The following is an 11,448-nucleotide window of genomic DNA, read 5'->3' on the forward strand; positions in this document are numbered from 1 at the left end:
GACCTGAGGCGATTTTAATGAGTGCAAAAGAAATTGAAAATATATCTAATAGACCTGAGGCACTTTACAGTATACCGTTCTATAAAGATATGCCTAACCTTCCCGTAAAAATAGATCTGGAGGGTATGGCGGGCGATTTTTTGAGTTATGATATTGCAGATTTGTTCGGGTTACAGCCGATTGAGAAAGAACATCTAGATACTTATGATGAGATAATTACTATAAATCCATCAAAGGAGTCCCTTGAACTTTATAAAAAGAGAGATGATTCCTTTCAAATGGTATTTTTGGTAATTAACGCCTATGGTTTTAAAGAAATTGATGGGGTAATGCATTGCAAGCCGTACAACATTTCACTCTTCCCAGCAAGCAAAAGAGGAGAGTTGACTTCACTCAAGACAGATTTGATTGAGAAGTATGATCTTGAGATGGATGCTAAAGTGCCGAAGCTTTACTATGGGTTCAATCCATTTAAGGGCGCTTTTGGACTTTATATGTATAATTCCGTGGATTATTCTGGAATTGAATCTGATATGATTGGTTTCGTAAATAATATGTATCTGTTGTCAGATAAATATAACTATCATAATGTCGTGCCGCCATTCATTAAATCTATTGATAACAGTCCGCAAGTTAAAGCTGATTACAAAAAATACAGAAAAGATAGATACTTCAAAAAATTTAACAAGATAAAGCCCAGGAAAATATGGGGTTGTGATTCTCCTATAGAACTTTTTTTACTTCAGGCAATGGATAGCCTGGGCTTAACGCCAGAAATTCAAACAATAATTACTGAAGACGGACTAACAGTCCCTAGCCTGCATAAATTATGGGAAAACTCGCGCTCACGTAGACGGTTAAAAGCCATAACAGATGCTGATTTCTATTTCCCTGAAAAAAAATTAGCAATTTTTTGTGATTCTAAAGAACATCATTCTTCCACAGAATCTATTGTTAAAGACAGAAATATTGATAAGTCGTTGGCGGAAATTGGTATTGTTAGCCTAAGAATATATGGTAAGGATATTGTCGCAGATCCATTAGCATGTGCCACGATAGTCAGAGATCGTTTAAGCGAGTTGTGAGCTAAAGATAAAGTGTTATTGGCCTGAATTCTCAGGCCAATAATATTCAACGATATCTTGCTTCACGGAACTTGAATCAATCTCTGGCTGTAAAATCAGGACTGTATAACCCATGCTCACAGGCAACTTCTCAGTTTTGAGCCCGCACTGCTCCAATAATGGAAATATCCCGTCTGGAACGCCAGTTACACGCACCTCAAGTGGCAGTATAAGATTTCCTGATTCTGTAAATGAACTATGGAGTCGAGATTTCTGTGTATACACAGCCGATACATCTGTACCGCATTTCCAACCATCCTGCCACTCGGTATCGGATAATAGGTGATCCTGCCAGCCCATTGAACGTAGCGTGTCAATCATGCAGGTGAATCTAAACAGCGTGCTCTGACTGGCTAACTCACCAGAGCTTGCCAGCCAGATATACTCCCCCTTGCTGTAAAGCCGTGCTGAGGGCCCTTTCAGTTTCCCTTGTCCCTGTAACCAGATAATGTCAGGCGCCAGAGATTTAGGAAAAACCTTGCGCTTCTGAGCGGTTGAAAGCCACTGCATTATGAACATGTGTGTTTGAAGAGACGTGAGAGATCTTCCCTCTTTCCGTGCAAGCTTTACCGCTACGATGATGCACCAGGCGAGATGAGCTAGTTCAGTATCAGGGCGCTTAGTAGTTAGCTCAGTCAATACTTTCTCCACGACTGTTAAGGAAAAATTTTAAGGCCGGAGATTATCATGAAATTGGTTGTTGGCGAACCGGCGAAATGAGGTCAAGTTTCGAGTTTCGAAGTAGTTAGAGGTGAGGTGTATGAAGCCAAACCGGCGTGTCTTCATCATTACCTGGTATGTCTAAACTCAAAATCTATTTTTGGTTGTTTGACGTGGCCATGATATAGGAGTTATTCAGTTGCCTGAGCTGTAGATCTGCCCGGTTGAGCAGGTCTCGGGACAGCGGTTGATCTTGCGGGGAATTTTGCAGTTGCCGGATTAATTCTTCAACTGGCACGCTTTCGTTTAAGGACTTTGATATTGAGAACACAGCCGTTTTAAGCTCACTAACGGTCAGGTATTTGCCCTTCTTCTCGTCGAGTTGATTAAGTCTGTCCTGAAGCGCCTGAAGCTCGGATACTCCCCTGTACCAACCTGAGATGGCGGCATTGGGCAAACTGTTGGCTCGCAGCTTTGACCGCCAGTCCGCCGACAGCTCCTCTGAAAATTTGGCGTTAGGGTAAAGATGGCGAGTTTGTTCTACCAACTGATTACCGTATTGCAATGGCCAATACGGTGGAAGAGTGCTCAGTTCGTGCAGACGGGAAGTTAATTGTTTTTCGTAGGTATCACTGGATTCAAGCCACGCCGGGGCGTCCTGGCGTAGCTGATCGACAGCCGGAAGAGGCATGCTGGTCGGTAAAGCTGCGAGAGAGTTGTTCAACGCATCTTCTCCGGGGTGGCTGAATACTATAGGTGTAAAAATATAGGCGGCTATGCCCAGTACGGCAGCGGTTAAAATACCGCCAAAATAAGCCACTAATGGAGTGACCCTGGAGGCTGATTTTCTGATTACTTCAACTTCAACTGCTGGTTCAGAATTCACCACATATACCCAGCGCTGACTATTCTGCCTTTCAGCCCTAACAGGTAGTGCTACATCTGTTAGATTGCTCTCTGTCTGGCTTGAGGGGACATCGCTATTCTCCAGCCTGATGGTTGTGTTTTGCAGCATCTGACGAAGCGGCTGAAATCCGCTTGCATTGTGGAGTTCGAGCCGTTGCAAAGCTTCACCTGTTGAGCTCAAAAGCCTTATGCTCTGATTCAGGCCAGGTAAATCTGACCTCTGGAGTGATAGGGTCCGGAACAGCTGCTGAAGACGTTTACTCAGGCTGCTGAGTATTTCTATTCTGGCATGCGCAGAAGCGGGCCACATTGCGGACCATTGATAGCGTATCAGGGCATCCAGAATCGCCATACCTTCATTGAAACCCTGTATACCCGCCTGTTGTGCCCTTGCCAGGGTATACCACGCCGCCGTCTGAAGCTCGACACCATTGGTATCGAAAAGGTTTAATGCCAGTTTTTCAACATTCATCCAGTTCACATCCGGACGGGCAGGATGGGAGAGTTTGCCAAGCTCATCACGTAGCGCTGAATAATCAGGCATTGTGCGTGGATCGTTTCCGGTCTTAAGGTGGCGTTCGGTTGTGTGGGACATTGTGAAATCCGTATCGAATGAGGGTATGAGTGGATTAGATAAATTGATGGTTTTCCAGATGTTGCTGCTGTTTCAAATGCCTGATCAGCACTTTCCCTTCAGGCATAAACTCGGTGCCATACCGTACAAGTCCGATACCTCTTAGTTCCGCATCGATGGCGTAGCGCAACTCCCCGGGCACATGCTGTTCGAGTAAAGTGACATTAAGGGACTGCAAACGGGGTTCATACTTGAGCAGAACACCGGCCAGCGTATCGATCAGCTCGTGGGCGGTCCCGGGCATGCCTTGCAGAATTTTGGTCATATCGGGCAAACCATAATCTGGTAGATGGGATATGGTCCCGGCCCGGGCGTTCAAAATACGCTGGATGTTATCCAGTACGGATAAAATGACCTGGTCTTCTTCGTTTACAACTTCAAGGGGAAGATCCCCTGTAAAGTTGCCAGTAAGAATTTCATATAAAGATGGGGATTTTCTATTTGGCATTTAGACCTCAAGAGTCAGCTTCAGAGTCTTTAAAAAGCGGGAGGCCTTGAGATTTTCTCCACTCCTTCACAATTTTGATAATATTCTTTGGTTTCCCTTCTTCTGGTGAATCAGGGTAGGCTATTAGGTCTCCTTGTTTAGGATGCTCGGTGACACTTATAAAGTGGTCCATTAGTTTATCCAAGTAAGAATCTAATTTTTTCCCTTTTAGAGATTTATCTTTCTTTGTTGCTCTTCTAAATTCATGTAAGAATTCGAGAAATTCATTTTCAGTGTAATCATTAAACGCACGCTTAAATTCAAACATATTTTTCTGTCTGTGATTATAGATTTTGTAAAGTGTCATTCTCTCTTGGAGTTACCTAGGGATAAACTGGTCCAGTTTAACTATCTTTGAACAGTGGGAGGCCTTGGGATTTTCGCCAGTTCAAAACTGTCTCAAGCAATCCTTCCGGAGTACATTTTGAATTATCCTCGGGGTAAAATATTAAATCGCTCTTTTCAGGATGCTCCGTTATTTTGTCAAAGTGATTCGATAATTTTGTCAAATAATCACTAAGGGCTTCTCCCTTTAAATTCACTTTCCGTGAATCCTTAAAAAATTCATTCAAAAAAAGCAAAAATTCTTGTTGTGTATATTCTGAAAATGAGTCTTTAAGTTCCATAAATCACCTTCTATAATGAATTTCATCGTGAAGTCGTGGTGTCACAACTCGCAAATTGTCAATATCATAAACAGCACCACCATCTTTTATTGGTTTAACATGGTGTATTTGGAATTTTTTCACAACTTCTTTTGGTCCCTCATACCATCCGGCTTTCGGTGATAACGGGGACCCGCTCTCTGAGATGATATCCTGATTTACTGGAGAAAACTGAGACAACAAGTCCGGATCCTTGCTGATTTCGCTCCAAATATCGCCTCTTAGATCATCAAATTTCCTATAGTTTTTACCTCTTAATTTGTCAGCGATGTGCGCTGGTATTGGAGCTCCGTCGCCTGAGTTGGTCACGCTCATGTCCAACCATCGTTGACCTTGGGGTAACTCTACGCCTTTTCCTGTCGCCGTTCCTGGTAAATTGCGAGCATCATCCTTCAGATAAACATAAATCGGCTTAATCCCAGAGTCCGCAGGGAACACCAGAATATAATCGTTAAGGTCTCGTTCATCCGGCACCGGGATTGGTGGGGTCGTGTATTCATCTTTGCCGTCAGGAATTGGCGTGACGATTATTGTAGCCTGGTCTATTGGCTTGATGTCGCTGCCGGTATGTGGGGGAAGGTCACTGCCTTCTGGTCTCTCAGGCGTCCAGGTAATCAGCGGACCATCGGCACCGTGAGCTGGAGTGAACTCATATTGATTATGTTCACTATTCCACACCATGTTTGCCGTACGAACACCTTCATACGGGGTACCTTCACCCGTATGGACGCCATAGACCCGCATGTTGCCCTGCTCATCCTGGCGCCAGAAGAATCTCACCCGGGTTGTCGCTTTTGCCCCGGTGATGGCTTTCTGCCGCAGCTCTTCCTCGTACCAGAATTCATCCCGGCCAGGGACCCTGTCACTCCCCTCACCCGCAGATGGAACGTAAAGCGCGGACATCATCGCTCCGACATACGGAATTCCCCGGGCCGCGCCCAATACGCCGGTCAGGGACCATTCCCCCCAGACCTGGGTCATCACGCCCGTAGCAGCCCCAAGAGCAAGCGGTGCAGCTGTTGCCTGAGCATGAGCATTTGCGCCCCCGGCGTCAGGCTTACGTTTTTTGGCTGACTGGGCATGCTGAACGACTTCATCATCAGCATGCTCATGCTCATGCTCATGCTGATGGCCGTAACCGCAGCAGTCGTCCTCGACAGGCTGGGCAAAAATTGTCATCTGTCCAAAGTTATCAACGGGCTCTTCGGCAGTACCGGCATCCGTGCAGCCTTTCTCCTTCAGGCAGGATTTTGCATACACCGGCGTCACCCACGGGGTGAGCGTTTCGGGATTGAATTCTCGCATGGTCGCCGGAGGCGGCAAGGATACGGCCTCCGGAGGTTTAGCACTGGCCGATGCAGCCATCGTCCGCTTCACTTTGCGCAAATACGACACTGTCGTGCCGTATTCGACCTTCCCGGCCTCAAGCTTCAGGTAACTGCCACCACCAATTAGGGTGATACGTTTTTTTCCGGCAAAGGAGATGTCACTCGCTGAGCTCAGCGTCAGCTTCTTCTCAGCAAATAACCGCATGTTAGCGTTTTGCGCCTGGACATCGATTGGCCCTTCTCCGGACTTCAGGCTCAGCTGACCGGTGCGGGCAAAGAGCCCCAGCTTCTCCCCGGTCAAAGCGGTCGCATTGCCCATCACGCCAACACTGAAGTCTTCTCCGGCGTTAAGCGCAAGATTACGGCCAGCGGCCAGCTGCATATCTTCTCCACTGGTCATGGCCATGCCTTCCGGCGCCGAGAAAAGCACCGCTTCATTGAGCAGTTTCAGCCGCTGCTCAAACATCTGTATTTGGCTGTCGACATCCCCCTTCAGCGCCTGCGCTTTTTCTGCGGCCATTTCCAGCTGTTGCAGTTGCTGATTAAGCCTGTCGATTTCCTTCAGCGCGGCATCCATGTCCAGCGCATCACCCTGCGCTTTCGCCTGCGCATCCGCAGCAATAAAGAGTCCCTTCCCGGCTCTCAGCGTTCCCCACTCATCGGTGCGCAGCTCTGTGCCTTTACCGCGAAGCTGCCCCTTGCTGTCCACCATGTGCCCGCTGTTGAGCTGCGTCTTGCCGTATTCCGTGGCGAGTTTGATGTGCTCCTCACCGCGCTTATCCTCCATCCGCAGCTTGTTGTTGGCTGGTGTGCGTAACACGTTACGGGTATGGTTGTCGCGGGTGACGTGGTCCGGGTGATCCGAGTCGTGCAGCGCATACGCGATGTACGGGAGGTCAATATCACCATTGCTGTACGCAATCGCCACTTCGGTGCCATCGATGAGCGGCGTATGCCAGCCCAGCGTTTCACCAGCATAAGGCTTCGCCATCCGCAGCCACAGGTAACCGTAACCGGGTTCAGTCCCCTCCCGGTCGAAGTCCAGCTTCACCCGGTATCGCCCCTGCTCGTCGAGGTGGGCGTATGTATCACTTTTTTCGCGACTTTCGATCCGGGCCGGAAGCGTACCCGGGATGACCGGGCGAGGGATCTCTACCGGACGGAAGCAGTAACGTTCCGTGTAAGGCAGGCCCCAGACCGACACCTGCAGACGGGAATCACGGGCGCCACGGAAGGTCACCAGCGTGAGGATCACGCCTTCTTGTAGGGCCGTAATGATATCCCCCTGCGGCTCCAGCACCTGCCCGGGAGTGAGGTGTGCAGCATTGCTGAACAGGTGAATGCGGGCCGACCTGTTGAGCTCTCGCTCGTGGTGAAGTCGGGCGTAGAACGCGCCAGATTCGGTTTCCGGCTCCGGGCTGGCGTCATCGCCCGCTTCACGATAAGGTACCGGGTAGCGGTAATGCTCCCCGGTGGTGACCGCATCACTGCGCACACTCACCGCCGCATCCATCGGCGTGGTGGCGGTCCGATAGTTGTAATCCCGCGTGACGACAGTGCCGGTGGCTATGTTGTGCCAGGTCCGCACATCCCAGACCGATTCTGCCGCACCGTCAAACAGGCCTGATGGTTCGCGGTACGGCAGGCGCACGTCAAACTGGTAGTTCAGCTGGCTGTCGGCAAAAATGTACGTATCCAGACCGCGCACGTCATCCATCTCCGTGCGCCAGTAAATCCCCACTTCAGACAGAATGCGCCGGATAAACTCAAGGTCCGTTTCCCGCCACTGGGTGATAATTTCACGCGGCGGGTAGATGCGCTCCAGGCGGAAGTCAAAATCAGGTCCCTCCAGCCCGTGCTTGCGCAGCACCTGCTCCACCACTTCCGGAACGGACTGGTTCTGATATACCGCGCACTGTCGGGTGTAACCCAGGAGCGCCAGGCGCGAACTGAGCGTTAGCCGGTAGTGAGACTGGTCCCTGGAGGTGGAAAGCCATTCCAGGCGAGTCACCATGCCGTGAACACTTTTGCCGCTCCGCATCCGGAAAGAGGCATACTTCATCAGCACCGCTTCCGGGGGAATGTTCGCCTGAAGCGTCGTGAACTCGATGTCCCAGCGGAATGGTTCGCTCAGTGCTTCCCTTCCGTAAAAGCGCAGAACATCCGGCTTCACTGAACTGTCATTGATATCCAGAAAATATCGGGTCTGTCCGTCAAAAAGCGCTAACCAGTTATCCATCACGTCACTCCTTCAGCGGCACGAGGCTGAGCCAGCCATCACCCAGTTCAATCGTGCGCGGTTTGTCCGGGTCGAGATCGTCACGGGTCAGAACCAGGCGCCAGCGGTTGTCCTTCTGATCCGGGCGGTTAAACAGTCCCACCACAGCCACGAATTGAGCATCTTCATCCATGGGCATATTGAGCGTCACGCTGCCTTTGGGCATCACCAGCAGCGATTTTGACGCCAGTACGTCGTCTTTAAGGACCGTATCGGCATTACGAAGCAGCGTCTGGTAATCGGCGGCATCAACCGCTTTACGATCCCTGAGCTGATAGACTCTCACCATTGCCGCCAGCGGTGTCTGTGCCCCATCAGCGTTAATGGCCGTACGCGGGGTAAAATCCAGATGCAGCATTTTGATTTTCTTGTAGAAGATGGATTTCGTGATGCTGACCGTACCGTCCGTAACGGTCTGAGTCAGACCGCAGCCAGCGAGCAGGCTACAGGCAATAAGCGTCAGCGCCCACCAGCGGGTTACTGTTGCCATTCAAAAGTTCCTTTATTGAGAGTGGGAGTACGTGATTATTCGAAGCGGTAGTGTCCGTCTTCAGCGGACGGTAACGCAGAACATTGCAGCCCTTCATAGCAGCCCAGACTGACGGTGAGACTCTCCCGGTTATTGCTGAGCTTGCCCGCTTTCAGGCCAAGCAAACCGGTACGGCCCAGCTGGATGCGTCTGCCTTTGCCAAGGCGAGGCTCAGGCAGCAATCGTACGGGTACGGTGAGACGCAGTCGGGCGTCACTGCGGTAGCCGAGATAAACGCGTAAAAGAACCAGCAAATCGGTATGGAGCAAACCACCAGGCAACCAGCCTTCCGCCTCGACCGGATCTTCCGTTTCCAGGGTCAACAGTACCCGGCTGCATGCTTCTTTTGCGTTTTTACCCAGCGTCGCCCGCTGAGAAAGACGGATGCGGTTCCCTGCACCCAGCCCGCTACGGTTATCGATATGGACCTTCACCGGATCCGGTTCGGTGATAATTGCCCGGGTATTCGGTGCCAGCAGGCTCACCAGGGCCCGGATGCCTTCTGCATTGCGGGTGGGTAATCGCATGGTGCCCAGCAGGGCCAGAAAGCGGGAAACCGGCGTCGCCACCTGCTCAGCCGTTCCCGGTATACCGAGTCCCACCAGCCCCAGCAGACACTGAGATGTGTCATCGCGGCCACCTGCCTCGAAGGTGGCCGGATAGGCGTATTTTCGCCAGATCCGGTAATACTGGGTGGTGATGCGGTGGCTGAAAATATCCAGAAACGAGGTGACCGCCTCGTGCCCTTCGCGGCGCTGCGCAATGTCGTCCAGATAGGACGTTGGCAGAGGGGAGTCCACGCCATACATTCCCAAAAATGTCGTACGGACCGTTGGGGGCAATGTCGGGTTGTCTTCGTCGGTCTCCACCGCTTTCAGGGTACTGACCGGGAATCCCATACCAGGCCAGGGCCTGAATCGTACCGGATCGTTGGCCGGATGGCTGGTGGTGCCCAGTTTCGGCGCGTCCGGATTTTCCTGCTCCAGCAGCTGGCAGAAACGATAAAAATTGGCCCGCCAGATATCTTTGCTCAGGACTAATGTCAGCCCGGTACGTGCTGGCTGTGATTCTCTCGCCATCTCAGTCGTTTTCCTGTTGGTTGCAGCACCAGCGTGAGCTGATTAAAGAGGTGAATATCCGCGTAGAGCGCAAAGAACCGATGCAGCATCTCGCCGAAGAGATTCACATCGCCCTCACCTGCAAAATTATCCATATTTAGCGTGACCTCTATATCCACGCCCCGGAGCATAAAGCCCTTCTCAAAACGGCGGATCAGTGTGTGCTTCACCGCGACGATTGCTTCAAGCCGACGGCGGTTCATCTCATCGTCAGTCCAGTCATAGAGCGCCAGCGTTCCCCGCAGAACCTCCGGATTGTCCATCATGCTGAGGAAGTTTGAGCCGAGGTGGCTCATCACTCGCCAGTGAAAACGATCATTTGCAGGGGGATACAGCGGCATTGTCGGTGCTGTGACGTTTAATACTCTGACGGGTACTTTGCCGGTTTTGACCACCCTGTCCAGCAGGGTACTTTCCAGTGCCTTACGCGGAAGCTGACCATTGGTTCCGGTGATCCGCATCGAGAGCGACTCTGGTTTCTCTGACAGCTGCTCCAGTTCGAACGAGCGACCGCCGAGGATCAACCAGGTGTCATACAGGCCAGAGGGGCCGCGTTTCACGCGGGTGTGATAATAACGTTCAGGGGCATCGTGACGCATCATACCGCCCCGGTGCCGGAAGCTGGTGAAAGGTACATAGGGGTGTTTGCCATTCTTCACCGCGCCATGGATGTTATCGACGCTGTAAATCTCGGTGTGGCCATCCTGAAGACGCAGCGGCCTGAGAAGGTATTCGTTATCCAGCGGATTAAGCGTTAGCGGGTCGGCTTCCAGGGTGAAGAGGTTGATGACCGGCGCACAGTGCAGCCGGAAGTTTTCCGTTTCAAAAGGCAGATCGGATGACCAGGCTTCACTGAGCACGATGTCGATTTCAAACCAGGAGCTGGCTTCATTTAGTCCGATGGTATCGAGACCGCGCAGCTCAACAAACATAAATTTCGGACGGAAGCTGAAATATTCCAGCAGCAGCTGGTAACCGCTGAAGGCTGTATCTGCTTTCTTCCACAGGCCGTCATTGTCATCAAAGCCCATGGGTTTGCACCAGCCATCAAACTGATGGCGTTCGATGTATGTCCCTGCATGGCGGGCATACATGGCGTGGACGCGACGGGTCATTGCCAGATGCAGCGCAGAGCTAACAGGACTCTCAGCGTTAAGGAATATGGTGACCTTGTCGATCCCGGCTTTACTCCAGTCCACTTTTTCAGGGCATTCGAAGCGCAGACGGATAGCAGAGCGGCCATCGGTTTCTGTATGCAGGCGGGCGTCAGCAAGGTGCAGCGGTTGTAGCGGCACATCGCGGGTCGTCCGGTACTGACAGGCGGTTTTATGCGGCCCCACAGGGCGTGAAAGCACGGAGAAGCCTTCAGCCAGCATTTCGGCCTGACGCAGGCCACGCCAGTCTGGCGAGAATTCGACGATGGCCAGCGACGGGATGGTCCGCATATAGTGCGGCCACAGCAGACTCACCAGCCCTTCGGTCAGTTCCGGCAGGTCATCATCCAGCTTTTCACGCAAACGGCCCATCAGGAAGGCGAAGCCTTCAAACAGACGTTCTACATAGGGATCGCGGGCGCCGGGTTTATCCAGATTAAGCATAGCTGCCCGATCCGGATGGGCACGGGCAAACTCTTTACCCGCCTCACGCAGGTAACGCATCTCAGCTTCGTAGTAGCGAAGGGTTAAATCATCCATGCACGGCATTCCTGAAAATGATTAA

The 11,448-nt window shown here is 51.3% G+C and carries 10 protein-coding genes and 1 pseudogene; 1 reads left to right on the plus strand and 10 read right to left on the minus strand.

Annotated features, from left to right (window positions below; translation table 11 throughout):
* The first annotated feature begins 17 nt into the window (after window positions 1-17).
* Window positions 18-1,085 carry a hypothetical protein gene (locus tag EKN38_RS15100; protein WP_126522327.1) on the plus strand — a complete coding sequence of 356 codons (1,068 nt, stop codon included), beginning with the start codon at window positions 18-20 and terminating at the stop codon, window positions 1,083-1,085.
* A gap of 15 nt (window positions 1,086-1,100) precedes the next feature.
* On the opposite strand, the gene EKN38_RS15105 is transcribed toward EKN38_RS15100, so the two are convergent.
* The 10 genes and pseudogenes from EKN38_RS15105 to tssF form a co-directional block, all read right to left on the minus strand.
* Complete coding sequence (locus EKN38_RS15105; protein ID WP_126522329.1) at window positions 1,101-1,763, minus strand: DUF2913 family protein; 663 nt, start codon at window positions 1,761-1,763, stop codon at window positions 1,101-1,103.
* A gap of 175 nt (window positions 1,764-1,938) precedes the next feature.
* On the minus strand, window positions 1,939-3,285 hold the full coding sequence (locus EKN38_RS15110) for a VasL domain-containing protein (protein ID WP_126522331.1): 1,347 nt from the start codon (window positions 3,283-3,285) through the stop codon (window positions 1,939-1,941).
* A 34-nt stretch (window positions 3,286-3,319) separates the two neighbouring features.
* Window positions 3,320-3,772 (minus strand): type VI secretion system baseplate subunit TssE, encoded by a 453-nt coding sequence (tssE, locus tag EKN38_RS15115; RefSeq protein ID WP_126522333.1) that lies wholly within the window; start codon window positions 3,770-3,772, stop codon window positions 3,320-3,322.
* Between the two features lie 7 nt (window positions 3,773-3,779).
* Window positions 3,780-4,079 (minus strand): bacteriocin immunity protein, encoded by a 300-nt coding sequence (locus EKN38_RS15120; protein WP_126522335.1) that lies wholly within the window; start codon window positions 4,077-4,079, stop codon window positions 3,780-3,782.
* 76 nt (window positions 4,080-4,155) lie between these two features.
* Entirely contained in the window at window positions 4,156-4,437 is a 282-nt protein-coding gene (locus EKN38_RS15125; RefSeq protein ID WP_111465597.1) for a bacteriocin immunity protein, read from the minus strand.
* Between the two features lie 3 nt (window positions 4,438-4,440).
* Window positions 4,441-5,781: an S-type pyocin domain-containing protein gene (locus EKN38_RS26040; RefSeq protein ID WP_312024363.1), complete on the minus strand. Its 1,341-nt coding sequence runs from the start codon at window positions 5,779-5,781 to the stop codon at window positions 4,441-4,443.
* A 30-nt stretch (window positions 5,782-5,811) separates the two neighbouring features.
* Window positions 5,812-8,043, minus strand: a pseudogene (locus EKN38_RS26045) (type VI secretion system Vgr family protein); the annotation flags it as partial.
* A 4-nt stretch (window positions 8,044-8,047) separates the two neighbouring features.
* A complete protein-coding gene (tssJ, locus tag EKN38_RS15135; RefSeq protein ID WP_126522339.1) occupies window positions 8,048-8,572 on the minus strand; it encodes a type VI secretion system lipoprotein TssJ in 525 nt (174 codons plus the stop codon).
* 35 nt (window positions 8,573-8,607) lie between these two features.
* Complete coding sequence (tssG, locus tag EKN38_RS15140) at window positions 8,608-9,690, minus strand: type VI secretion system baseplate subunit TssG (protein WP_126522341.1); 1,083 nt, start codon at window positions 9,688-9,690, stop codon at window positions 8,608-8,610.
* Window positions 9,654-11,423: a type VI secretion system baseplate subunit TssF gene (gene tssF / locus EKN38_RS15145; protein WP_126522343.1), complete on the minus strand. Its 1,770-nt coding sequence runs from the start codon at window positions 11,421-11,423 to the stop codon at window positions 9,654-9,656. Before tssF ends, tssG begins: the two co-directional genes overlap by 37 nt.
* Between the last annotated feature and the right edge of the window lie 25 nt (window positions 11,424-11,448).

The sequence above is a fragment of the Enterobacter sp. WCHEn045836 genome (assembly GCF_003965585.1).
GTDB lineage: Bacteria > Pseudomonadota > Gammaproteobacteria > Enterobacterales > Enterobacteriaceae > Enterobacter > Enterobacter dissolvens.

Excerpts from the sequence above, each read along its gene's own strand:
- EKN38_RS15100 (WP_126522327.1), top strand. The coding sequence starts at position 18 with ATGAGTGCAAAAGAAATTGAAAATATATCTAATAGACCTGAGGCACTT.
- tssE (WP_126522333.1), bottom strand. The coding sequence starts at position 3,772 with ATGCCAAATAGAAAATCCCCATCTTTATATGAAATTCTTACTGGCAAC.
- EKN38_RS15125 (WP_111465597.1), bottom strand. The coding sequence starts at position 4,437 with ATGGAACTTAAAGACTCATTTTCAGAATATACACAACAAGAATTTTTG.
- EKN38_RS15120 (WP_126522335.1), bottom strand. The coding sequence starts at position 4,079 with ATGTTTGAATTTAAGCGTGCGTTTAATGATTACACTGAAAATGAATTT.
- EKN38_RS15110 (WP_126522331.1), bottom strand. The coding sequence starts at position 3,285 with ATGTCCCACACAACCGAACGCCACCTTAAGACCGGAAACGATCCACGC.
- tssG (WP_126522341.1), bottom strand. The coding sequence starts at position 9,690 with ATGGCGAGAGAATCACAGCCAGCACGTACCGGGCTGACATTAGTCCTG.
- tssJ (WP_126522339.1), bottom strand. The coding sequence starts at position 8,572 with ATGGCAACAGTAACCCGCTGGTGGGCGCTGACGCTTATTGCCTGTAGC.
- tssF (WP_126522343.1), bottom strand. The coding sequence starts at position 11,423 with ATGGATGATTTAACCCTTCGCTACTACGAAGCTGAGATGCGTTACCTG.
- EKN38_RS26040 (WP_312024363.1), bottom strand. The coding sequence starts at position 5,781 with ATGCGAGAATTCAATCCCGAAACGCTCACCCCGTGGGTGACGCCGGTG.